Annotated in this window: 17 protein-coding genes and 5 pseudogenes (1 of these 22 cut by a window edge); 10 read left to right on the forward strand and 12 right to left on the reverse strand. The window is 47.8% G+C overall.

The features are described 5' to 3' along the window. Positions 1-2 precede the first annotated feature (2 nt). The gene (nhaC, locus tag EZMO1_RS04175; protein WP_034873376.1) at positions 3-1,421 is read left to right on the forward strand and encodes a Na+/H+ antiporter NhaC; all 1,419 of its coding nucleotides are present in this window, start codon (positions 3-5) and stop codon (positions 1,419-1,421) included. Between the two features lie 59 nt (positions 1,422-1,480). On the opposite strand, the gene glk is transcribed toward nhaC, so the two are convergent. Further along, positions 1,481-2,428, reverse strand: coding sequence for a glucokinase (gene glk / locus EZMO1_RS04180; RefSeq protein ID WP_034872335.1), 948 nt, complete (start codon positions 2,426-2,428; stop codon positions 1,481-1,483). 243 nt (positions 2,429-2,671) lie between these two features. Here glk and EZMO1_RS04185 point away from each other — a divergent pair, with 243 nt between their 5' ends. Further along, entirely contained in the window at positions 2,672-3,928 is a 1,257-nt protein-coding gene (locus tag EZMO1_RS04185) for an outer membrane protein transport protein (protein WP_034872336.1), read from the forward strand. A gap of 316 nt (positions 3,929-4,244) precedes the next feature. Next, on the forward strand, positions 4,245-5,516 hold the full coding sequence (locus EZMO1_RS04190; RefSeq protein ID WP_034872338.1) for a dicarboxylate/amino acid:cation symporter: 1,272 nt from the start codon (positions 4,245-4,247) through the stop codon (positions 5,514-5,516). 73 nt (positions 5,517-5,589) lie between these two features. On the opposite strand, the gene syd is transcribed toward EZMO1_RS04190, so the two are convergent. Beyond that, positions 5,590-6,150: a SecY-interacting protein gene (gene syd / locus EZMO1_RS04195; RefSeq protein WP_034872340.1), complete on the reverse strand. Its 561-nt coding sequence runs from the start codon at positions 6,148-6,150 to the stop codon at positions 5,590-5,592. A gap of 173 nt (positions 6,151-6,323) precedes the next feature. On the opposite strand from syd, the gene ahpC reads away from it, so the two are divergent. After that, positions 6,324-6,893 (forward strand): alkyl hydroperoxide reductase subunit C, encoded by a 570-nt coding sequence (gene ahpC, locus EZMO1_RS04200; RefSeq protein ID WP_034872342.1) that lies wholly within the window; start codon positions 6,324-6,326, stop codon positions 6,891-6,893. A gap of 85 nt (positions 6,894-6,978) precedes the next feature. Beyond that, positions 6,979-8,553, forward strand: a complete 1,575-nt coding sequence (gene ahpF / locus EZMO1_RS04205; RefSeq protein WP_034872344.1) for an alkyl hydroperoxide reductase subunit F — start codon at positions 6,979-6,981, stop codon at positions 8,551-8,553. A gap of 77 nt (positions 8,554-8,630) precedes the next feature. Here the strand turns inward: ahpF and EZMO1_RS04210 are convergent, their stop codons facing one another. Continuing rightward, positions 8,631-9,620, reverse strand: coding sequence for a TauD/TfdA family dioxygenase (locus tag EZMO1_RS04210; RefSeq protein WP_034872346.1), 990 nt, complete (start codon positions 9,618-9,620; stop codon positions 8,631-8,633). Positions 9,621-9,902: 282 nt separating this feature from the next. Here EZMO1_RS04210 and EZMO1_RS04215 point away from each other — a divergent pair, with 282 nt between their 5' ends. Continuing rightward, positions 9,903-10,586 carry a zinc metallopeptidase gene (locus EZMO1_RS04215; RefSeq protein ID WP_086936382.1) on the forward strand — a complete coding sequence of 228 codons (684 nt, stop codon included), beginning with the start codon at positions 9,903-9,905 and terminating at the stop codon, positions 10,584-10,586. 7 nt (positions 10,587-10,593) lie between these two features. Beyond that, positions 10,594-10,968 (forward strand): hypothetical protein, encoded by a 375-nt coding sequence (locus tag EZMO1_RS04220; RefSeq protein ID WP_034872347.1) that lies wholly within the window; start codon positions 10,594-10,596, stop codon positions 10,966-10,968. A 24-nt stretch (positions 10,969-10,992) separates the two neighbouring features. Here EZMO1_RS04220 and EZMO1_RS04225 read toward each other — a convergent pair whose 3' ends face one another. From EZMO1_RS04225 to EZMO1_RS04250, 5 genes are all read right to left on the reverse strand, one after another. Beyond that, on the reverse strand, positions 10,993-11,529 hold the full coding sequence (locus EZMO1_RS04225) for a DUF2799 domain-containing protein (protein ID WP_222842190.1): 537 nt from the start codon (positions 11,527-11,529) through the stop codon (positions 10,993-10,995). A 327-nt stretch (positions 11,530-11,856) separates the two neighbouring features. After that, complete coding sequence (gene nrdG / locus EZMO1_RS04230; protein WP_034872348.1) at positions 11,857-12,348, reverse strand: anaerobic ribonucleoside-triphosphate reductase-activating protein; 492 nt, start codon at positions 12,346-12,348, stop codon at positions 11,857-11,859. An 88-nt stretch (positions 12,349-12,436) separates the two neighbouring features. Next, positions 12,437-14,554, reverse strand: coding sequence for an anaerobic ribonucleoside-triphosphate reductase (gene nrdD, locus EZMO1_RS04235; protein WP_034872350.1), 2,118 nt, complete (start codon positions 14,552-14,554; stop codon positions 12,437-12,439). 343 nt (positions 14,555-14,897) lie between these two features. Continuing rightward, positions 14,898-15,968, reverse strand: coding sequence for a V-type ATP synthase subunit I domain-containing protein (locus EZMO1_RS04240; protein ID WP_034872351.1), 1,071 nt, complete (start codon positions 15,966-15,968; stop codon positions 14,898-14,900). 486 nt (positions 15,969-16,454) lie between these two features. Beyond that, complete coding sequence (locus EZMO1_RS04250) at positions 16,455-17,483, reverse strand: transposase (RefSeq protein ID WP_086936383.1); 1,029 nt, start codon at positions 17,481-17,483, stop codon at positions 16,455-16,457. A gap of 269 nt (positions 17,484-17,752) precedes the next feature. Between EZMO1_RS04250 and EZMO1_RS04255 the strand changes: the two are divergent. Further along, positions 17,753-19,151, forward strand: a pseudogene (locus tag EZMO1_RS04255) (IS110 family RNA-guided transposase). Between the two features lie 33 nt (positions 19,152-19,184). On the opposite strand, the gene EZMO1_RS04260 reads toward EZMO1_RS04255, so the two are convergent. Continuing rightward, positions 19,185-19,508 (reverse strand): hypothetical protein, encoded by a 324-nt coding sequence (locus tag EZMO1_RS04260; RefSeq protein WP_061509265.1) that lies wholly within the window; start codon positions 19,506-19,508, stop codon positions 19,185-19,187. Between the two features lie 1,167 nt (positions 19,509-20,675). Here EZMO1_RS04260 and EZMO1_RS28400 point away from each other — a divergent pair. Both EZMO1_RS28400 and EZMO1_RS28405 read left to right on the forward strand, forming a co-directional pair. Continuing rightward, positions 20,676-21,014 (forward strand): annotated as a pseudogene (locus EZMO1_RS28400) (UPF0149 family protein); the annotation flags it as partial. A 195-nt stretch (positions 21,015-21,209) separates the two neighbouring features. Beyond that, positions 21,210-21,302 (forward strand): annotated as a pseudogene (locus EZMO1_RS28405) (SEC-C metal-binding domain-containing protein); the annotation flags it as partial. Positions 21,303-21,512: 210 nt separating this feature from the next. On the opposite strand, the pseudogene EZMO1_RS04270 reads toward EZMO1_RS28405, so the two are convergent. The 3 genes and pseudogenes from EZMO1_RS04270 to EZMO1_RS04280 all read right to left on the reverse strand — a co-directional run. Further along, positions 21,513-21,827: pseudogene (locus EZMO1_RS04270) on the reverse strand (transposase); the annotation flags it as partial. Positions 21,828-21,837: 10 nt separating this feature from the next. Further along, positions 21,838-22,974 (reverse strand): ISAs1 family transposase, encoded by a 1,137-nt coding sequence (locus EZMO1_RS04275; RefSeq protein WP_187300048.1) that lies wholly within the window; start codon positions 22,972-22,974, stop codon positions 21,838-21,840. An 81-nt stretch (positions 22,975-23,055) separates the two neighbouring features. Beyond that, positions 23,056-23,063, reverse strand: a pseudogene (locus EZMO1_RS04280) (IS1182 family transposase); its annotated part runs 1,024 nt beyond the window's last position; the annotation flags it as partial.

Raw genomic sequence — 23,063 nt, forward strand, 5'->3', positions numbered from 1 at the left:
AGTTGGCTGTACACTCCAGACAACCCGGTTTTTTTCAGGCATTGCTGACCTTTGGTCTGATTGTTATCACCATCGGTATAGGCCTGTTTATCTTACAAACCAGTTTGCACAGCCTCATGCTGCTGTGCCTCCTCATTGCCGGGGTCAGTGCCCGATGTTTGGGAGCCGATTACTACTCCATTAAAAAAGCCATGAATGATGGTATTCATGGTGCACTGTCAGCCATTTATATTTTCATTCTTATTGGTGTCATTATTGCCGCTTTTATTGAAAGCGGTACTTTAGCAACATTGCTCTACTACGGTATCCGTTTGATTGAGCCCGCTATTTTTCTACCGGCCGGAATGCTGTTTTGTACGGTTATGTCTCTGGCCACCGGCACCAGCTGGGGTACGGTAGGCACCGCTGGGGTCGTGCTGATGAGTATTGGCGAGTCCATGGGCTTTCCAACGGCTGTGGTGGCGGGCATGATCATTTCCGGTGCCAGCTTCGGCGATAAAATGTCGCCAGTGTCCGACACGACCAACCTCTCGGCAATGACTTCCAAAACCGACCTGTATGCTCATATAAAAAGCATGAGTTATACCGGTGGCCCTGTGTATTTACTGGTGTTGGCACTGTTTACCTTTTATGGGTTGAACTATAGCGACAGTGTATTACCCGCTGAACATCTGGAGCTGTTGTCAGAAGGATTACGATCCACATTCAGTATCAGCCTGTGGGCTTTATTACCTTTACTGGCGATGTTGGTACTCAGTGTACGACGAGTGTCGGCAGAGCTGGCCATGGCTGCCTCTGCACTGGTTGCAGTGTTGCTGGCGGTGGTGTTACAGGGGCAGGCGTTTGGTGTGGTGTTGAACAGCTTATTCGACGGCGGTCAGATTCGCTCCGGCGTGGCAGAGCTGGATACGCTGCTGGAGCGTGGCGGTATTATCTCCATGATGTGGACGCTGTCGCTTTCTCTGATTGCCTTGGCCTTAGGCGGCGTTCTCGATCGGTTCGGTTTTCTCAAGGTATTGATTGTTGGCATTCTGTCACGGGTAAAACGTGCTGCTACGCTCGTTGCGACCACTATCATTACCAGCCTGTTTGGTAACATGGGCATGGGGGAAGCGTATATGACCATCATTCTTGGCGGGCAATTGTTTGGTGAAGCTTATGACAAAAAAGACATTGATCGCAGTGTGATGAGTCGTTCACTCGAAGAAGGGGCTACGCTAACAACGGCCCTTATTCCATGGACAACAGGTGGTGCTTTCTTTGCTTCAACTCTGGGGGTGTCGGTTCTTGAATATGCGCCCTGGGCGTTACTGAACTGGATGAACCCTTTGCTGTCCATCGTGATGGCTTACAGTGGCTTTGCTTTGTTCCGAACCCGCAGGGTAAACAGGGCAATAATGGACAGAAGGGCGGTTTCCTGACTTTTTGTCATTTATCAGACTGGGCTGATTGATATTAGCCCAGCCTTCATAGAGTTAAGTTAAACGAGCGGATTGTGCAAGGCAGCACTGGCTCCAATCAGTCCCGGATTGTCAGCCACCACAAGATAAGTTGGAATCTGTTGCAGGTAATCCACCATTTTTACATTGGTTTCAAACGCTGAACGGAAGCGTGATTCGGCAAAAAACTCCGGAAAGCGTGGAATAATACCACCGGCAATATAAACACCTCCCCGGGCACCCAGGGTCAGAGCCGCATTGCTGGCAGCACGTCCCAGCAGTTCGCAGAAGTGTTCAAGGGTTTGTGCTGCAGTTTTTTCACCCGCCAGAGCTTGCTGTGTGATTTGAAAGTCCTTCAGCTGTTGATTTTCACCCGCCAAAGAACTGTGTGCTTTGTACAGGGTTTCAAGACCAGAGCCACACAGGATGGATTCCCAATAAACAAACGCATCTGTTTTGCGCAATTCATTCAGCACGGCAATGTCCAGATCGCTGACCGGAGACAGCGCCGCATGACCGCCTTCTCCCGGCAGTGGCAGCCAGTGTTCGCCCACTTCCTTCAGTCCAGCGATACCCAGTCCGGTACCGGGGCCAATGATCAGGCGAGTCTCGTGTTCAAGGCTTTCACCGCGACCGATTTTAATCAGTTCGTTGTCAGACAGGGCAGGTAATGCCAGTGCCTGAGCAGTGAAATCGTTGATGACTTTAAACGACTCAAGCCCCAGTTTTTCCTGCATGGCTTTGCAGTTAAATGCCCAATGGTTGTTGGTCATGCTGATGTTGTCGCTGATTGGGCATGCCATGGCCAGACAGGCTTCATCAACGATTGTATTGCGGGCTTTGAGATAAGCATTAAAAGCCGCATCAAGATTTTCATAATCGTCACAGGCCAATACCTGAACGCTGTCAGGATCCAGCACGTCATTGCGGCTGAGAGCAAAGCGTGCATTGGTGCCGCCAATATCTGCGACCAGAGCAGTGTCTTTCATAATTACTTCACTTTTACGGGGGAGATAGAAACGTTTTGACACAAGTGTATGTGAAAAATCCGATAAATTGCAGTTGCCCGATGGCCCGACCCTGAAAAAAAACAACACTAACGTCGTATATTTTCAGAAAATAATATTTATAATGACGGGGTTCCCGGAGTTGGATTTTTCTCACGGTAACGCCTGATTACAACAAAACCAACCCAGGCACGCATAATAATTCTAAGAGACAGGAAGTAATTAATGAATAAAAAATGTCTACTTAAGAAAACCCTGCTTGCGACCATGATCGCTTTAGCCTCACAGCATGCAGCAGCCGCCGGTTTTCTGCTGGTTGAAGATTCTGCCACCGGTTTGGGGCGCGCCTTTGCGGGGGAAGGTGCGATTGCCGATAACGCTGCGGTGGGTGCCAGAAACCCTGCTGCCATGGCGACGTTTGATACCGCTGCATTCTCTGTTGGCCTCTCTTATATTAATCCGAGTGTGGATACAGAAGTTCATAGTGCTACCTTCGGCGATACCGGTAAAGCAAAGGATATTGCACCGGATGCATGGGTGCCCAATATCCATTACATCCACCCTGTTAGTGACAAATTTGCTGTAGGAACATCGGTATTTTCTAACTTTGGCTTGTCCACCGAGTATCCAAAAAATGTAGGTTCTCTCGGTGGGGGTAATACAGAACTGATGACAGTAAACTGGGCCGTTAACGGCTCTTACCGCATGAACGAGCAGTTTAGCATTGGAGCAGGAGTTAATGTTCTGTATGCAGATGCTGAAATGAACCGGTACATTCCTCCGGGCTCTCCCGTTTCGGGGGGGCAAAGAGCCGTAAAAATGAAAGGTGACGGTTATGGTTATGGCTGGAATGCAGGCTTGCTGTGGGAAATAAGTCCGCAACACCGCATTGCTTTAACCTATCGCTCCAGCATTGACACGACTTTGAAAGGTAAAGGTGACTTCTTGTCACAAGGGATAACCAATACTTCAGCAGAGATGGATATAGAGTTTCCGGATTTGTGGGAACTGTCCGGTTATCATCGTGTAGCTACTAAGTGGGCATTGTCATACAGTGTTCTGCGCACAGGGTGGAGTAGCTTTAAAGAGCTGAAAGCAGAATCGTCATCATGCACAGTGGGCAAGGGTGTATGCTTTGAAAAAGCCGAGTACTGGAAAGATTCATGGCGCTATTCTGCTGGAGTGACTCATTATCTGAACAATCAATGGACATTGAGAGCTGGTGTTGCATTGGACAGAAGTCCGGTTAAGGGTGAATACAGAACCATGAGCATTCCTGATAGCGATCGTTACTGGTATACAGTAGGGGCAACTTATTCAATACAGGATAATTCAACCATTGACATAGGCTTTGCGTATCTGGATGGCGATGCCAAGAAAGGAACAGAAACCGATATGGTTGGGAATGTTCCCGTCGTTTATGAATTTGAAGCAGGAGGCGATGCCTATATCTTTGCTGTTCAATACAGCTACTGGTTCTAATCTTATCTGAGCATTTCTCAAACAAGGCTTCCAGAGCTATTGTAATGTTGGAAGCCTTTTCCCGATACGTACAAGTCGCGTGAAAAAAAACAATGGTTTTTTCTGTTGATTATCAAACGACGCACATAGTGTATTTTTAGATAAAATGCATTTTTGGCAAAATTAAATATTGTATATTTATAAAACATAGAAAAAATAACTAAAAAACGTTAATTTTCAGTGGGTTGTATAATTTCATTTCGGGCTATAAAGTGCGCGCACTCATACTGAATTTCATATTGTGCGGACGTTTTCTGTTCCCGGAGCCAGACTCTCAATGGGTAATAATCTTGCCTCTCGTATATTAATCGCTTTACTCGTTGGCCTTGTTTTTGGTGGTGCCATTCAGGCATTTGCAGCGCCGGATGGTTTTTTACAGACGGTTCTGATTGCCAACACCTTTGGTACCGGTGGTTCACTGTTTGTTGCCATGATCAAACTGGTGGTGATGCCACTGATTTTCATCTCTATTGTGAATGCCGTCTGCACGCTGGAAGACATCAGCCAGTTTGGCCGTCTGGGTGTCAAAACATTCGGTCTTTATCTGGTGAATACGGTCATTGCCATTACCGCAGCTATCTTTCTGGCAACGCTGTTGCAGCCAGGTCTTGGTGCAGACCTTGGGCTGGCGGATGCTTCTGTTAGCCTGAGCTTAAGAGAGCCGCCTTCTCTGCTGGCCATGGTGGTGGGAATCGTTCCTGAAAATCCTTTTCAGGCCTTTGCAGAAGGCAATATTCTGCAAATCCTGTTTATGGCCATCATGACGGGTGTAGCCATTAAAAAGCTGGAAAACCACGATACTCACAGTGCCAGTAAAGCGTTTGCCGTGGCCAACAATCTCATGATGAAGCTGATCACCATGATCATGTCGCTGGCTCCATGGGGTGTCTTTTTCCTGACCGCGCAAATGGCAGCGACGCTGGATATGGCGAGCATTCTCAGTGTTATGTCGTATGTAGGAACCGGCCTGCTGGTGATTGTTTTCTGGTTGTTTGTCTTCTATCCGCTGGTGGTGGGTGCCATTACCCGTCGCAGACCGATGGAATTTATTCGTCAGACCCGCGAACAGATGATGTTTGCCCTGTCCACTGCCAGTTCCAATGCGACGATTCCAGTAACGCTGCGAACACTGACGGACAAACTGAACGTCTCCAGCCGTGTTGCCGGGTTCTCTGTACCGCTGGGTGCCACCATGAATATGTCGGGTGCTGCGATTTACATGGTTGTGGCAACGATCTTTGTTGCCAACGCCTACGGACTGACTCTGAGTGGTGCCGAACTGATTACCCTGGGCTTCACCACCTTCCTGCTGGCTATTGCCACAGGCGGTATTCCGGGCGGTGCGATTGTGACCATTGGTGTACTGTTGCATACCCTCGGTCTGCCTGTTGAAGCGTTGGGCATTATCATTGCTGTGGATCGTATTCTGGATGCTGCCTGCACGGTCGTAAACGTGGTTGGCGATACGGCAGTCAGCACCATTGTTGCTCATACAGAAGCAAACTACGAAGCCCAATCTGAAGCAGGCATTAATCCGGCTTATGCTTGATGATTGAGCTCTGAATTCATGTTGCTACCTTTTGGCAGCGCCCTGCGGGGCGCTTTTTTTGTATTTATAAGACTCAAACAACCGGTTCAAGACTGTTGATAAAATCTGTCATTGAATCGGCAATTTTCCGATGAGGCTTTTTGCCTACTTTCTCAGCCCAGATTTCACCTGTGCTGTTCACCAGTGACAGAATCACATCATCAATGTCTGTGACGGCAAAGAATACGGTCTCTTCCTGCTTCAGTTTTCGTTTCATCCAGATATGCCCCAGTATGTTTTCCTGCAAGCGCTCGAAGTCTTTCTGGCTCCACGGAAACAGCAGTTCTAACCCTCCGTCTGATGCTGTTGCGGCAAGGTTGGCAGAAAAGAAACTGCCAAAGTACGTTTTGATATCCGGATGAAGCTCCAGCTCCAGTGCCTGCTCGATATTGGTGAAGTCCAATGGCGGCTCGCAGGCAACGGGTTGCCAGTAAATACGTTCTCCATCTGCCCCCTTGCTCTGCTCACAAGGAGATGGCCAGTCCTCGTCATGCTCCACGGTTGGGCCTTGGTTGTGTTGTTGATGATAAGACTGGATGTATCGCTGATAGAAATGCTCTAAGGCATTGATCAGGCTTGAATGATTGATGCTCATTGCTATTGAAAATCCTTAAATAGAAAAAATCTATAACGCCGATTTTACCAATCAATTGTACGTTTTTTTCTGCGCTTCTTAGTATTAAACCCATCAACGGGACGCAAGAACAAGCAGTCGCCCCCGATCGATAAACACAGACACTATCAAAGTGCGAAATAAGGTACGGAACCATGACTCAATCTCTGATCAACACCAAAATCAAGCCATTCAATGCTACTGCGTTTCACAATGGCGAATTTGTAGACGTGACCGAAGAAAGCCTGCTGGGCAAGTGGTCTGTGGTCTTCTTCTACCCTGCAGATTTCACCTTTGTCTGCCCAACCGAGCTGGGTGATGTAGCAGATCATTACGCCAGGCTGCAGGAGCTGGGTGTGGAAGTTTACTCCGTGTCTACCGACACACACTTTACCCACAAAGCGTGGCACGACAGCTCTGACACCATCAACAAGATCAAGTTCCCGATGGTCGGCGATCCAACCGGTACTATCACCCGCAACTTCGGTGTGATGATTGAAGAAGAAGGTCTGGCACTGCGCGGCACCTTCATCATCAACCCGGAAGGTGAAATCAAGGCGATTGAAACCAACGATCTGGGTATCGGCCGCTCTGCCAAAGACCTGCTGCGTCGTGTACAGGCTGCCCAGTATGTAGCGACTCACGACGGTGAAGTTTGCCCGGCCGCGTGGCAGCCAGGTGAAGAGACTCTGGCACCTTCTCTGGATCTGGTCGGCAAAATCTAAGCAGTCACGTTCGTCATACGTCAGGGGGCAACGCTGGGGAAGTTAATTGTCCCTCTGATGTTTAAGATAAAGGATTGGAATCATCATGTTAGACGCAAACATTAAAGCTCAATTGAACACTTACCTGCAGAACCTCAAGAGACCCATTGAGCTGGTTGCTTCTCTGGCAGGTGATGCAAAGTCCAAAGAAATGTCCGGATTGATTGACGACATTGTTGAACAATCCAGCCTTGTCAAAAGGGTCGAAGGCGACAATGAACGTAAGCCTTCCATGGCAATACGATCTCCGGAAACAGGCAGTAATATAGAGTTTGCCGGTCTTCCCATGGGGCATGAATTTACATCACTGGTGCTGGCACTGCTGCACAGCGGCGGACATGATGCCAAGCTATCCGATGAGTTGATGAACCAGATTAAATCATTGCCCGGTGAATACCACTTCGAGACGTATGTGTCTCTGAGTTGCCAGAATTGCCCGGATGTGATTCAGGCGTTGAATAAAATGGCAGCGACTAACCCTAACATCACCAACGTGATGATCGATGGCTCTCTCTTTCAGGAAGAGGTTGATAGCCGAAAAGTCATGGCGGTTCCTTCAGTATTTCTCAATGGGCAACCTTTTGCCCAAGGACGAATCTCTCTGGAAGAAATTCTGAATAAAATTGATACCAGTGCCGGAGAGCGTCAGGCTGAAGCGATTAATGAAAAAGAAGCGTTTGACCTGCTCGTTGTTGGCGGCGGTCCGGCGGGTGCTTCGGCAGCTATTTATGCTGCGCGGAAAGGTATTCGAACCGGTGTTGTTGCGGATCGTTTTGGTGGGCAGGTGTTGGATACTGTTGGTATTGAAAACTTCATCTCCGTTAAAGCAACGGAAGGTCCCAAGCTGGTGAGCAGCCTGGAAGAGCATGTCCGTGATTACAACGTAGATATCATTACCAACCAAACAGCCAGCAAAGTGATTGCTGCAGAGCAGGTGGGCGACCTGATAGAAGTGGAGCTGGAAAGCGGTGCAAAACTGAAAAGCCGCTCACTGGTATTGGCTACCGGCGCACGCTGGAGAGAAATGAATGTGCCGGGCGAGAAAGAATATCGTGGAGCCGGTGTCGCCTATTGCCCACACTGCGATGGCCCGCTGTTCAAAGGTAAAAAGGTAGCTGTAATTGGCGGCGGTAACTCGGGTATTGAAGCAGCCGTTGACCTGGCCGGTATCGTTGAACATGTAACTGTACTGGAATTCGACAGCAAACTGCGTGCCGATGAAGTGCTGCAACGTAAAGCCCGTTCAATGGGCAATATCGACATGATCACTGAAGCCATGACCACAGAAGTGGTAGGAGATGGCGAGCGGGTGACCGGTCTGACTTATACCGATCGCAGCTCGGGTGAAAGCAAAAGCATTGAACTGGCCGGTATCTTTGTCCAGATCGGTCTGGTACCAAACACCGAATTCCTGAAGGGCGATGTTGAATTAACGCAACGTGGTGAGATCATCACCTCTGCTCAAGGTGAAACTTCGATTCCCGGTGTCTTTGCTGCAGGCGATGTGACCGATTCACCTTATAAACAGATCATTATTGCGATGGGGTCCGGTGCGACGGCCTCATTGGGAGCGTTTGATTATCTGATTCGTACGCCGGTGGTGGCTGATCTGGCTGCCTGATTCAAAACAATAAACTATGTGTGTTGCCCCTTGTACTGTCTGTACCAAGGGGCTTTTTTATGCAGTGATTTAACGTTTCAAGGTTTCTGGTAAGCATACGACACATACATTTCCCGGTTCATTCCCGGGGCATTCACCGAGTGCATCCAGCTCTTGTTGTTGAAAATTATCAGGTTGTGACTGCTCAGTTTGACGGGAATGGCATCTGTATAGGCAATGATCAACACCATTTCAAACAGTATTTTGTTCAGATCAATGGGGTGTGTGCAGTGCTTATCTGAAAAGTACTGTACCGACGACAAGGAGTGGAAGGCATCTTCATGGTCGCTCAGGTAGCGAAACATAGGGTTATAGAAGATGGCTTTTCTTTCACAGAATTCCGGTAGATGAAACGACACCTGACAAGTGCCGTCACTGGGCACCTGCAGATATTCCTCTCCATCAAGGCAGGATGTTTTTACAAAACCGGCCTGATGCGTCACTTCAAGGCGGGTGTCTGATAATTCAACAGATTGAAGATGAGTGTACTGACCAAGATGTTCAATGTAGTCTTGGAGGCTGGTCAGCTTTCTATGAATAAAGTTTGGCAGTGCTGCCATTTTCTGATTGATCTCTGCCATAGAGTTGAAGTTCAGTACTTTTTTGGCATAAATATCTTTAAGCACCATTCTGGCTGCCGCTCTGGCCTTAGAGATCAGGTCGTTACGCAGGTACAGGTTTTCTCCACCAAATTCCGAGTTTGACTGGCAGTAAAAGCAGGTGACTTCGGGCGAGTTTTGGCTGTAAGCATTTTCGTTGTGAAAAAAGATGGAGTGCCCGCCGTATTTTGATACCTCGTAAAACACTTCATTCACGGGTACCCGGAATGGGTCACCCAGATTATTAAAGTGGTGTTCGCTGTCGGTAGATAAACCCAAAGTGTCAGTTAGTTCAAGAACTAACCGGGTTGCCTGCTCAAAGTTGATGTTGTTGATCAGGGTCAGCTGGTTGTTTTTAAGTTGGCTTACAGTCTCTGGGACAGAGTAGTCTGCATAATTGCAGGTAATGACCGGGCTTTCAGAACTCATTTGGAACTCCAAAGAGTCAATAAAGCTTAAAAGTAATCGTCATGGCGTTATTTCACCAGTTTTTAAAAAGCGTTGTAATGCTAAAAGGAGCGTCCAGTTGATCTGAAAACTGTGCTACTCTGCCTGTGATGTGGGGAGAATGATCATGGCGATTAAACGCTTTATAAAAGACATAAGAGAAATGCATTGGGCGCCACGTTTGATATTACTGCTGGTGGTGCTTAAAACGGTGGCCGTGATGATTCGTGAAGCGGCTGTTTAACAGGGAAGGGGAGACAGGGAGTGATTTATGTTCTGTTCGGGTTGTTAATGCTGGTATTGATATTTGGCCCGCAGTACTGGATTAAGACAACCCTTAAACGCTATGGCAAGTGGCGCAAAGACTTGCAGGGAACAGGCGGAGAGCTGGCTGAGCATCTGGTTGAACGGTTTCAACTTGAAGATGTAAAAGTGGTTCGCGGTGCCATGGGGGCGGACTATTACGACCCGGAAGAAAAGATAATCTCCCTGTCACCGGAACATTACGATGGACAGTCAGTGGCTGCCGTTGCGGTGGCCACCCACGAAACCGGCCATGCTATTCAGCACAAACAGCAAAACCCTGATTTTATGCAACGACAGAAACGTATTCGCATCGCTATGGCGATAGAGCGTTTCAGTGTGATGGCTCTGCTGGTTTCGCCGATCATTTTTGCCATGACCCGAGTGCCACACAGTATGATTTTAACGGTACTTATTGGTGTTTCCGGCATGTTGGCAAATGTATGGGTTCAATTTAAAAACCTGCCGGTCGAAATGGATGCCAGCTTTGACAAAGCGATGCCCATTCTGGAAGAAGGGTATTTGTCGGGTAACGACTTGTTGGGAGCGAGAGCTGTTTTGAAAGCAGCTGCTTATACCTACGTAGCTGCTGCTCTGGCGAGTCTGCTGAACCTTGGGCGCTGGTTAATGATTTTAAGGCGGTAAGTATCGGATGTCGTTTACTTTTATTTGTCGTGTGTTACCGGCTGCACTCTTTTCTTTGTATTGCGAATCTGCCGAAGTGCCAACCCTGCAAGCGGGTGAGATGGTTTATCGTGGTTATTACACCCGGGGTGCAGAAGTGCATACTTTCACCCCGTGTAAGTCAGATAAAACGTACTGGGTCAGTTTTGACTGGGCTGGTCGGGAAATGAGTGACTATTACAAGTCCAATGTCTCCAAACCTTATGAGCCAATGTTTATTGAGTTCCGGGGACATTTGCTGAACGAGCAGGTTGATGGTTTTGCACTGGAATACGATGGATTGATACGCATCAGCGAAGTGAAAACGTTTGGCTTTGGTGAGGGTAACCAGTGCGATGCATAAAGGCACCGCACCAGAAGGCAGTCATCAGAATTTAGGCGGCTGTAGCAGAGATAGCTTGTTCTGGTTCACTGCTCTGGAACGTTCATGTTCCGTAATTTCGGTTTTAAGCTGACCCACTTCTTCTTTGTAATCCTGAATTTTCCGCAAAAGCTTCAGGCGTTCATCGGCATTACTATTGTCGCTGATGATGCGGGACTCTTTCTTGGCAATATCTTTTTCCAGTCTTTCTATCTTTCGGTTGGCGGAACTGATCTGGGTTCCATAGCGGCTGATGGTATTTTTAAGATCGTAATATTCCCTGCCCTGATTGTAATAGGTGATAAACGCCTGATGAGAAGCGGTTGGGCACTGGTTGTTGTAGGTTTTTCCCTGTTTACCAAATTCGTAAGCAGTCACCGGCAGACAAAAGCGTTCCAGACCGTCGTCAAATCCAACTTTATACTGTTCCTGGTCGGGCACAATGTTGTGTTGGGCACAAGCGCTTCGATGATCACCAATACGACTCATGGGTCTGCCAATTAGGGCGTCTTCAAAGCCTATTTGTTTCCAGTCGGCGTTCATGCATTCAGCTTGATTCATCGAGGCGCAGCCGGTTAGAAGGCTGACGGAAAGAGCTAGAGTGCTGGCTGTAATTTTTTTTAACACCTTTGATTCGTTGGTATGGTTAAGCTGTCGTATAACTGATTGTTTTTTCCGCATCAGACCGGCAGTGAACTGCCATGATAAGTGCCTGTCGAATAAGCCAGAAGACAGGGTTTCGACTGACAGGTGCCTACGTAGCTATTTACGCAGCAATTGTGAAGAAAACAGTTGGAGTTTTGCAGAAACACCGTTAACGATCAAGAGAGCTGTGCCGACCTTATTTATGCTTCTCCATCAGGGTTGGTTTCAGACGATATAGGTGTCGGGTTTGCCATTAATCAAGCGCATGACTCTCTGGTTGCTACTGCCTCTCCATGGAAGACTAAGGTCACGTTTGTCTTCTTCAAACTTACCGTCAATCAATACATCGACATGTTTGATGATCGCTTTTTGCTTTGGGCTGAGATTTTCCAGCGTGTAACCCGTCCAAAGCCAGATGTCTTTGTCTGGCAGTTCGGTTTTTACCCTGCTCACCAGTCGCTCAATCCTCTCCAGATTACCGGGAAACAGCGGATCACCACCTGACAGCGAGAGCCCGTCTCGTTTTACCCGCTCATCGGCAAGGTCATCAAGAATGCTCTGTTCAAACTCATCCGTATAAGGAATGCCTGAGTCCGGATCCCAGGTGGTGGAGTTGTGGCAACCCTTGCAGAAATGCTCGCAACCACTAACAAACAGGGTGGCGCGAGTGCCTTGACCATTAACGACATCGATTGGGTAGTAGCGCTGGTATCTCATGGTTCCAGAATTGTCCCTTGCATGAACAAGACACCCGGCAGAGGCCGGGTATCGAATTGGATAGCTAAACCGGTCGTTGAACCAGCAATTACAGATGCTTAACGCGGCGAACCACTTCTTCCTGCTTGCCTTTGATAAACGGACGACTGTTAGGCTGACCCAGATAACCACATACACGACGAGTTACAGACATTTTCTCGGAATCCCTGTTCTTGCACTGTGGACACTCGAAACCACGGGCAGTGGCATTGAATTCACCTTCGTAACCACAGCTGTAACAGGTATCTATCGGAGTGTTAGTGCCGTAGTAAGGTACTTTGTCGTAGGTGTAGTCCCAGACGTTTTCCAGTGCCTTGATGTTGTTGAGCATGTTCGGGAATTCACCGTAGCAGATGAAGCCACCGCTGGCGTGCATCGGGTAATCCATCTCGAAATCGACTTTATCGTAAGGAGTTACCTTCTTCTCTACATCCAGATGGAAAGAGTTGGTGTAGTAACCTTTATCGGTCACACCATCAATAACGCCGTACTCTTTTTGATCCAGTCGGCAGAAACGGTCACACAGGCTTTCACTGGGCGTAGAGTAGAGGCTGAAACCGTAGCCGGTTTCGGCTTTCCACTCATTCACACGACCACGCATGTATTCAATCAGATCCAGTGCTTTTCTGCGCAGCTGTTCGCTGTCGTAAATGTGTCCGTCGTTGTACAGGGCGTTAATGGTTTCATGAATACCAATGTAACCCAGAGAGATGGAAGCACGACCGTGTTTGAAAATCTCACTGATTTTGTCTTCAGGCTTCAGACGAACACCGCAGGCACCTTCAACATAGAGAATTGGCGCTACCTTGGCCTGCACCTTGTCCAGACGCTGGATACGAGTCATCAGGGCCGCTTTTGCCAGATCCATACGCTCGTCAAGGCGCTTATAGAAATCGCTCTCGCTGTCACTTTCAATGGCAATACGTGGCAAGTTCAGGGAGACAACCCCCAGGTTATTACGACCGTCGTGCACCAGCTGACCGTTTTCTTCATAGGCACTCAGGAATGAACGACAGCCCATAGGTGTTTTGAAGCTGCCGGTTACTTCAATCAGCTTGTCATAGTTCAGGATATCCGGGTACATGCGCTTGCTGGCGCATTCCAGAGCCAGCTGCTTGATATCGTAGTTTGGATCATCCTTGCTGAAGTTAACGCCTTTACGAATGGCAAACACCAGTTTAGGAAAGACCGGTGTTTTGTTGTTACGACCCAGACCACGAATGCGGTTCTTCAGAATCGACTTCTGTACCAGACGTTCTTCCCAGCTTGTACCAAGGCCAAAACCAAAGGTAACAAACGGCGTCTGACCGTTAGCGGTGTGCAGGGTGTTTACTTCGTATTCCAGGGCCTGATAGGCGTCATAGCAGTCTTTTTCGGTACGCTCCATGGCGTATTCACGGGCTTTGGTTTCGTCGCCAATCCAGCGAATACCTTCTTTCAGGTGTTTTTCAAATGTCTTGGTGACATAAGGTGCGTGAATGCGGTCGATTTCATTGATGCTGGTACCGCCGTAAATGTGGCTGGACACCTGGGCAATGATCTGCGCAGTAATAGCAGTGGCAGTGGTGATTGATCTGGGAGTTTCAATTTCCGCGTTACCCATGCGGAAACCCTTGGTCATCATGCCTTCAATATCGATCAGCATGCAGTTGAACATAGGGAAGAACGGTGCGTAGTCCAGATCGTGGTAGTGAATTTCGCCCCGTTCGTGGGCCGCCGTAATGTCTTTTGGAAGAATGTGCTGCTTGGCGTAGTGTTTGGCAACAACACCTGCCAGCAGGTCACGCTGGGTCGGGATAATCTTGCTATCCTTGTTAGCGTTTTCATTCAGCAGTTCTTCGTTGTCCTGATTAATGATGCTCAGGATATCTTTGCTCAGGGTATTGCGGGATTCTCTGGCAATGTCACGGGCATGACGATACTCAATGTATTTGCGGGCAGCATCGTGGTAAGGGCTGCTCATCAGCAGGTCTTCTACCTGATCCTGAATATCATAGATATCGACCTGCTCCTGACCTTCACAGGTACTGGCAATTTTAGATGCGACAAATCGGGAAAAGGTGTCGTCTTTAACATGAGCATCATTCAACGCGCGTACGACAGCTTTGAATATACGTTCTGCGTCGAATGGTTGGCGTGAGCCATCGCGTTTGATGATCTCGGTCATTGAGAACTTCTCCGGAATATCAGGTTGAGATGATGAAGGGAATCATCTGGTTGTGGTGTGTTGGTCGTGGAGGCACAAGATGTTGTGTTTTCCGTTGGCTTATTATCCGGAAAGATAATCAATCTTCAATATTGACATGTCGAAAAAGCGCAGAGAATTTTTTCATGGCGTGAAAAGTCAGTATTCACTATTGCTGTAGTTTGCGTCGTTTATGGAAACAGTTTTGTTAAAGGAAATGGATTTTTTTAACTGGTATTTAATGTGAAATTTTGACTGTTGCAGTTAGTGTGTGCTGGTCGTTTAACCAGCAAAAGACAGGTGTTTTGCAAGTCCCTTTGTCTAATCAGCCATTTTGCAATGCCTGATATAAAGCTTGTGTACCAGTTTGGCCGTTTTCAAGAGCTCTGAGTCCCTGTTCAAAACCGGAAAGAAGGGGTGCCCAGTCGTGATGGGCAGGTGTTCCCTGCTGATCGTATTCATAATTCAGTGCTTCAACAAAGTCGTCTAAAAAGTTTTCCAGGGTGCGGTTATCAACAGAAGGGTTTTTGATAGTGTTTTCAACACCCTGCTTTACTGTATCGATATCACTGTCTGTAAAATTTGGATTTGTGGTTTCTTCCAGATCGAACTCCAGTAACTGATCAATGGAATCAAGAGGATCAAATCCTGAATCAGCAGGGGAGGCTACCTGAGGTGGAGTGGCTGGTGCATTAACGCTTTGAAATCCTGGCGGTAAAGGTGCCTGACGTTTTTTAGCTGGTTTGGTGTCAACGGGGGGAAGTGGTGCTTTTTTCGTTTTGCCGGATGACCATTTAGCAGGAGCCGTATTTTGATCAGAGTCTGTCTGCAACTTTTCTCTTTCTGCTTGAAGCTGCTCCTGCTTCTTCAGCAGTTTTTCCTGTTTTTCCTGCAGGGCTTTCTGCTTTTCAGAAGCAAGGGCTGATTTTAATTCTACTTTCGTTTGCTTTATTTTATGATCCAGTTGACCGATTTTTTGTTTGGCCTTTTGTGTCGCTTTGGCCAGTGACCTTTTCTCATCGGTCAGGGTGAAGCCGTGCTTGCGTTCTTTCTCTGGAATGGATTTGAGTAGTTTTTTTGCATCGGATCTTTGATTAACCATCCTTCTTTTAGCAGAGTTCAGGTTTTCGAGGTGAAGTTTAAGGTCGCCGGAAGAATTTCCCAGCGGGCTCAGTTTCGACTCAGCCCCTCTTGCTATGGATCGTTGCAAAGAAGCTGAATTTTTCAGAATGTTCTTTCTGGATTTAACAGCATCTTCCTGTTTGCTCAGATCCTTTTTAGCGGTCTTCAGCTCAGCCTTTCTTCTGTTGACCAGAGACACGGCTTCGTCGTGCAGTTCCAGAGCCCCCTGTTCCAGACCGGCTGTGTCGTATTCTCCGAAACTGAGATTTTCCATCGCTTTGGGTTGAAGGTCTTGTTTCAGGACCTTGGTGATTTGTTTCTCTATTGTTTCTGCCTTCTTTAACAGCGAGGATGCTTTTTTCTTTCGCTGTGACAGGTAGCTGGTATCTTTTTTTTTGCTGTTGGCAGCATGACGCTGGTTTCATTATCAATTTGCTCTCTCAGCGAATCTAAAGCCTGGGCAGGTGATTGTTTCTGAGTTTTAATGTTGGATTTTGGAGAAAACCGAGCTGCCAGCCTTTTGTGCAAAGGCTTATTGGTTTTGCTGGAAGGGGCTTTAGCCTTGGATATATGATTGGCCACCTTTCCAGAAGGCACCTTGGCAATGGAAGACCGGCAGCTAATCCCGCACAACATACGCCTTAAGTCGTATTAAAACTGATTGGTCGTACAGATAATTGATGAGCGCATAAAAACTGCCTCACGCTTTTCGTGCTCCTTTTCCAGTTTGTTTACCCTGAAACCCCGGCTACGATGATCGCTATGATGTGTCGAACTGGATCTTTCTTGCAGCAGTACCGTGAATGATCGCTTGGAACATCTCCTCCCAACTCTCAATCAGCCAGGAAAGAAAGTAACGCAGAATCAATTTCCAGAGATAGGTGCGTGTTCCACGCGCCCTTAGTTTCAGGGCTTTCTGGAAGACCGGGCAACATAGTTGCTGTATTTGATCCACCAGGAAAGCCAGGAAGGTCAGGTAAGCCAGATTGGTTGCCAGGTGCTGCTCACCGTGACCATAGTTGTGTTCAAGTTCGTAGCCTTGGTTCTTCAGGGTATTGAAGGTTTCATTTTCTATGTGCCAACGACATCTTCCTCCTTCGGCTGTGGGGAGTACAGTTTCTTCGGTTAACGGGATGTCGGTTATCCAGCCCCAGGTGTGCCGTTTGCCTTTCTTGTCTGTTTCGACGTAATCAAGCACATTGACGATTTCAACCGGTTCAGTCTTGTTCAGGGGAACCCCATTGGCATAACGGCACCAGTGTTTGGCACCGTTGCCGTCAGTCATCTCAAATCGTTTGACATCGCCCTTCTGATCCAGCGCATCCATAGCCTCAATCATCGAAGTGTGATTGCCATCTTTGGCAACAATGATGTAGTGCCACCCATAACTTCTTATCAGTCGAACTGTCGGGCCATCAGCGTAGAGACCGTCCAGCACAATAACCAGCTTCAATTGCGGGTGATCTCGCTTGATGTCTGAAAGGAGACGTTTGAGGGCATTTTTTTCACAGTCATTCTTGGTTGTGCCATCTTGGTGAACAATGGGCTCGGGGGCCAGAGGCAATACGGTTTCTCTGTCAGGATGGACAATGCAGGCGGCCAGCATCTGGTGATAGTAAGCTTCATTGGCCTTACCTTCATTTTTTATACAGCACTCCTGACAGCGGCACTTGCCGGAGTAGTAAAGCCCTGTCCCATCAATGGCTAACAGGTAATGATCCTTCAGGCCGGCGCAAGAAAAGCGGAAGCCCTTGAGCCCTCCACCCCGCTGTACTTCATTGAACAGCAGCTTGAAAGCGCTCCAAGCCGGGCCCCCGGCTGAACATCTATGAGTAACTTTTCTCCCAACTACTGTCTACATGCCTATGATAGAAAGGAAGACATATCCGGACCAGAGACCGTAAACACACTGGTGCCTTTTGCCCGTTTGAAAGCGTGGTCGGGGAGCTGGCGACAACATCACTGATGACGCAATATGCGATCTCGTTCGGAAGAATGCGAATCATCGACAGCCCCATATCCGGATATGCCTTCGCACAGAAGTATAGAGGGTAAACCATGTCTCGCCGCAGCAAATCCAACCGTTCCCATTCTGACAGAGTCAAAAAGCGTATTGCTGGACATCTGGAGAAAATCAATCTCTTTGCCGCCGGTATTGATATCGGGTCAGAGTCACACTTTGTTGCAGTGCCAGAAGAGTTAGATGAACAACCGGTGCGTTCATTTGGCTGTTTTACCGCAGACCTTTAAGCTATGGCTGACTGGCTCGTAAAGCTTGGCATTACCACCGTTGTGATGGAGTCAACCGGGATTTACTGGATACCTGCGTTTGAAATACTGGAATCCCGGGGGCTTGATGTAAAACTGGTCAATGCACGACATGTAAAGAATGTTGCCGGACGTAAGTCTGACGTTCTGGACTGCCAATGGCTTTTGCAGTTACATACTTACGGATTGCTCAATGGCGCGTTCCGCCCGGATGAACAGGTTTGTTCATTGCGATCCTATAGACGACAACGTGACACTCTTTGTTGGCTACCGTGCTTCCCACATCCAGCATATGCAAAAGGCACTTCGACAGATGAATCTGTTACTGGATAATGTGGTGACTGATATTACCGGAAAAACCGGTATGACTATTATCCGCGCCATACTGAATGGGCAGCGGAATCCTGTGGAGCTGGCCAGATATCGTGACAAGCACTGCAAAAAATCCGAGGAAGAAATCGCCAAATCCCTGAAGGGGCATTATCGGGATGAGCATGTATTTGCTCTGCGGCAAGCTGTTGAACTTTACGATACTTATGATGAAAAAATCAGGGCTTGTGACAAAGCTCTGGAACAGAAGCTCAACACATTTGACAGCAAAGATGATAAAGACTCTCAAAAGCCTTCTACGCCAGATAAGCCTTCAAAAAAACGGAAGTCCCGTTGCGCTCCAGACTTTGATGTGCGTTCAGAGCTCAACCGGGTGAGTGGTGTCGATCTGACTGATATCGACGGCATCGACGAAAATACGGCTCTGAAGATTGTTTCAGAAATCGGTTTGGATATGAGTCGATGGCCTTCCGCTAAACATTTTGCCTCCTGGTTAGGGCTCTGTCCCGGAACCAAAATATCCGGTGGTAAAGTTCTGAACCGGAAAACCAAGCGTTTGCCAGGCGCAGCCGCAACAGCATTCAGGTTGGCGGCTTATGCACTGGCCAACTCAAAAAGCGCCCTGGGTGCCTATTACCGTAGAATGCGAAGCAAGCTTGGTGCTCCAAAGGCGATTACGGCAACAGCACATAAGCTGGCAAGGCTGGTTTACAGTATGCTCAAACATGGGAGTCAGTATGTAGATGAAGGTCAGGAATATTTTGAGCAGCGTTACAGAGAAAGAGTTTTAAAAACCCTGAAGCAGAAGGCTAAAGATATGGGCTTCACATTAACGCCGGTTGAAACCGCCGTCGGTTAGGGTTGTTTTAGCAACCGGCGAGCTCATGGGGAGTTACTCAGAAGGTTCTCTCATTGCCCCTGGATCTACAGGATCAAGGGTGGAGCGCATGTAAGTGTCACAGGGTATCCTGCCTTGAACCCGGTATAGATGCTTCAAGTTGAACTTGAGTTCTTCGGTTTCCCGCTCACGGTCAAACTCCAGCAAGGATGGGTACTTGAGGTGCATCATAGCGAAAGCCGACATCAAGGTGTCCAGCAATGAAATCTTGTCTTTACGGCGGTTTGGGCGGTGGTCTGGAATGCTGTCGAAGCTGTCGTAGATCATCTGGATCATGCTGTCGAGGCACAGATGCTTTCGTGGTTTATGATCAGGCATGGCTCTGAATAACTGATTACGGTCGTCTATCCCCCAAAATTAGACGCAAAAGTCTGCGAATGCTTCAATTTTCTACGCTGCTGAATCCCTTGTGATTACTGGTTGTAATTGAAAGTGCGGGATTAGCTGGAAGACCGGTTTGCCTTCTGAGGGTTCGAAGCTTCCTGAGCTTGATCAGAAGCGGGAGCTGATTGTGCCGGAATACCAATATTGGCTGATGTCTGATTTACAGTGGCCATACCATCCACACTTCCCTGTAAAGATTATTTCCTTCTGGATAAGCATAGCTGTTAAGCCATGGTGTGATTTTTTAACCCTATACGACAAGAATTTGTCACATGAATTGAGAATCAGGGCTGTTTAGGCAGTGAGGATGGCACTTTATTTGGGGTAGGTGATCCTTTATGATTGCGACCCTTTTAATCCTTCACCTCTCCATTTTCGGTAATCTTCATGAGCCCATATACCTCACCTGTTTCCGAGCTGCTGTCCATCGGCCAATGCGATTGGAAGGAGTGGGCAGACTACAGCCGCTTCGATTTTAATGAAACTCATGTTCCCAAGCTGTTGAAAATGGCTCAGGACTGGCCATTGCTGAACCATGACGACGAAGATATTGTCTGGTCACCGATTCATGCCTGGCGTGTACTGGGTATTTTGCAGACTGAACAGGCTGTAGAGCCCCTGATCAACCTGTTCTATGCGGATGATGACAATTTTATTATTTCTGAATACCTGCCATCGGTGATGGGGCGTTTTGGTATCAGTGCTACCGAGCGTTTGTGGGACATTGCCAGCAACAGAAATGAAGTGGAAGATGCCCGTGACCTGGCCATTGAATCTTTGCGCTGGAATGCCTCCTTCCATACTGCAGATCGCGATGAAACGGTCAGCAAGCTGGCAGCAATGCTGAACGACCGTGAAGACGATGGTGAATACCTGAATACAGCTATCATGGGAGCGCTGGTTGAACTGAAAGCGGCAGGCAGTATCGATGCGATCCGGGCTGCCTTTGAGCGAGGTCTGATTGACCGGGAAGTTCATGGTGATCTGGAAGATGTGGAAATCGAGCTGGGTCTGCGCAAAGAGCGTTCCTCAATTCCTGACTGGCGCTTTGATAAGCATCAAGAAAAAATGCTGAAAGAGGTTCTGGCAGAAAACAATGCCATGAGCTTCCGTGAAGTACAGGGCTTTATCTTTGCCATGGTAGGCTCTCCGCAGCCGGTTCCACCTAATCGCTGGATCAAGGGTATTTTTGGCAGCAACTTGAAGTTTGCCAATGAGCAGCAGGACAAGGATATTCACCGTATTCTGTTCAACATGGTAGACCTGACCGTTCGCCACATTGATATGGGACTGGATATCATTCCTCTGGAATGTCGTGCAGAAACTGCTGAAGACCCTGCCTTTGAAGAGTTGAAACTGTGGTCCAAAGGTTTTGGTGAAGGTAATGCGATCCTGGTGAACTTCTGGGAAGAAATCTTTAGTCACAACGATATGAAGGAAGTGGAAGAGGGCTTCACAGCTTGCACTATTCTTCTGAGTGTCTGGGCGCAGCCGGAAACATTGCTGGAACGCTCGAAGCAGGAAGGTGGTCCGGATGTCAGTAAAATGCTTCGGGCATTGCCAAGTGTTGCGCGTGAGCTGTCCAGTTTGCTGGTGGATATAGATAAGCGTTGGAAAGCCATTTCTGAAAAACCAGAAACCGTTGTTAACGAAAGCACTAAAGTGGGTCGTAATGATCCTTGCCCATGTGGCAGTGGCAAAAAATACAAAAAGTGCTGTGGTCGCTGACCCATTACTCTATATAAAGAAGCAGACTTTTTAGTCTGCTTCAGGTTGCTGATAAACCCCGTTCTTTTTATCGGGGTTTATTTTTCTTCCCAAACTCTGATTTCCCTTCCTGGGTCAGATTTTCCAGCAATAGTGTGCCTAAGCTTCCAAAATTATATGGCTGCAGACTTATATACGTTTAAGTTTGATTGTTAGGGAAGATTGCAGCAATCATGCTGCCATTAACGCTATTTTCTTCATGTTTTGTGCTGCTGCCGTCAACAGGCATTGACCTTTCACGCGCTCCAGGCCGCGATATCTTGCGTATCGATAGCCGTGTAACTCTTTGGCGTCTGCGAAGCTTCTTTCTACCGTTTCTTTTCGTCGCGCGTAGATCCATTTCCCCGAAGGCGTTCGTCTGCGTTTATCCAACCTTTCTTTTTTATCTTCCCACACATGGCGGGTGACAGCTTTTTGCCCCTTTGCTGAGCGTGTACAACGATCTTTATATTCGCAAAAGCGACACACTTCCGGATCAGAGTGATAATGCCAGGGCTTACGCACCAGTCACGATAAACGACTTGAGTAGCTTGGCCATATAGCCATTGCTCCAGCCAGCCTTCTTTCTCTTGCCCTTGATGCTTCGCTTGCTGGTCGTATCACTTTTCAGGATGTTCAAGGCTATACGCCGCAGTGTGGAGAGATTCTCCGCTGCATTGTCGTTTTTCGTCTGGCAGGCATCTTCTGAAAAGGCAATATCCAACATCCAGTGCAGGTTATTCTCTACTTCCCAATGCATTCGGGTGGCGGAGAGCATGTCCTTCGCAGTCATCTCTTTGCTACAGATATAAAAACGTAGAGAAGTCGTGACTTTACCATTGATGGTTCTATCAGCTTGTACGATGCCAAACTGTTTCAAGCCACTCCAGACTTCATGGTCTCTGAGTACATCAAGAGCGGAAAATGTCCAGCAGCACCGATATTCTTCACGCCCATGTCCGCGACTGAATTCCTCGTGAAATGTCTCGGAGGGGACATCCCCAGGATAATTTTTCCAATGCTGTTCAATGTGATTCTGGATGTCATCTTTAAGGTTTTTTTGGTTGCCTTTGACTGCCAGCAAGTAGTCAGCGCCCTCAGCAATGCAAGTTTCAGCTATTACCTTTTGACAGCTCATGGCATCAGCAGTAATCAGGCAACCAGCAAGATCAATCGCTGCTAGCAGGTCTGGTACGGCGGTTATCTCGTTACTTTTTTTATCAACGGACTTTTGACCAAGAACCAGAGAGAGTCTTGAACTCCACGCACTGACGATATGGACGGCCTGTTTACCTTTGCCCCGTGAGCCTTTTATGGCTTTGCCATCGATAGGCACAATATCATTCTCTTCGTCAGGGGTATCAACGGCTTCAGGAAATGCAGATTTCACCCAACGGGTAAAACAGTCCTGAAACTTGTCGGGGTCGAGCAGACAAAAAATACGGTAAAATGTGTCATGAGCCGGAATGCCATGCGGCAATTCCAGAAATGTACGAAGCCAATCTTCCTTTTCCTCACCAAACTCTTGCATGTCCTCCCAAGTATCGGCATTAGCGATAATGGCACAGACAGCGATGACGAGAATATCAATGAAGTTATGCTGGCAGGATGCTGCCCGACGAGTATCTTCAATTGTTTCGAGGAAAGAGATCAAAGGAGCAGGCTTACGGTTCACGAAAAAGTGGGAATTCTATACCGTTTGGGATCGTGGTCAACTGGTGCGTAAGTCTTGGTGATAATGCC

The sequence above is a fragment of the Endozoicomonas montiporae CL-33 genome, assembly GCF_001583435.1.
Lineage (GTDB): Bacteria > Pseudomonadota > Gammaproteobacteria > Pseudomonadales > Endozoicomonadaceae > Endozoicomonas_A > Endozoicomonas_A montiporae.

What these genes read in the sequence shown, in the direction of transcription:
- glk (WP_034872335.1), bottom strand. Translation starts at nt 2,428, where the DNA reads ATGAAAGACACTGCTCTGGTCGCAGATATTGGCGGCACCAATGCACGC.
- EZMO1_RS04185 (WP_034872336.1), top strand. Translation starts at nt 2,672, where the DNA reads ATGAATAAAAAATGTCTACTTAAGAAAACCCTGCTTGCGACCATGATC.
- EZMO1_RS04190 (WP_034872338.1), top strand. Translation starts at nt 4,245, where the DNA reads ATGGGTAATAATCTTGCCTCTCGTATATTAATCGCTTTACTCGTTGGC.
- syd (WP_034872340.1), bottom strand. Translation starts at nt 6,150, where the DNA reads ATGAGCATCAATCATTCAAGCCTGATCAATGCCTTAGAGCATTTCTAT.
- ahpC (WP_034872342.1), top strand. Translation starts at nt 6,324, where the DNA reads ATGACTCAATCTCTGATCAACACCAAAATCAAGCCATTCAATGCTACT.
- ahpF (WP_034872344.1), top strand. Translation starts at nt 6,979, where the DNA reads ATGTTAGACGCAAACATTAAAGCTCAATTGAACACTTACCTGCAGAAC.
- EZMO1_RS04210 (WP_034872346.1), bottom strand. Translation starts at nt 9,620, where the DNA reads ATGAGTTCTGAAAGCCCGGTCATTACCTGCAATTATGCAGACTACTCT.
- EZMO1_RS04220 (WP_034872347.1), top strand. Translation starts at nt 10,594, where the DNA reads ATGTCGTTTACTTTTATTTGTCGTGTGTTACCGGCTGCACTCTTTTCT.
- EZMO1_RS04225 (WP_222842190.1), bottom strand. Translation starts at nt 11,529, where the DNA reads ATGAACGCCGACTGGAAACAAATAGGCTTTGAAGACGCCCTAATTGGC.
- nrdG (WP_034872348.1), bottom strand. Translation starts at nt 12,348, where the DNA reads ATGAGATACCAGCGCTACTACCCAATCGATGTCGTTAATGGTCAAGGC.
- nrdD (WP_034872350.1), bottom strand. Translation starts at nt 14,554, where the DNA reads ATGACCGAGATCATCAAACGCGATGGCTCACGCCAACCATTCGACGCA.
- EZMO1_RS04240 (WP_034872351.1), bottom strand. Translation starts at nt 15,968, where the DNA reads ATGGAAAATCTCAGTTTCGGAGAATACGACACAGCCGGTCTGGAACAG.
- EZMO1_RS04260 (WP_061509265.1), bottom strand. Translation starts at nt 19,508, where the DNA reads ATGCCTGATCATAAACCACGAAAGCATCTGTGCCTCGACAGCATGATC.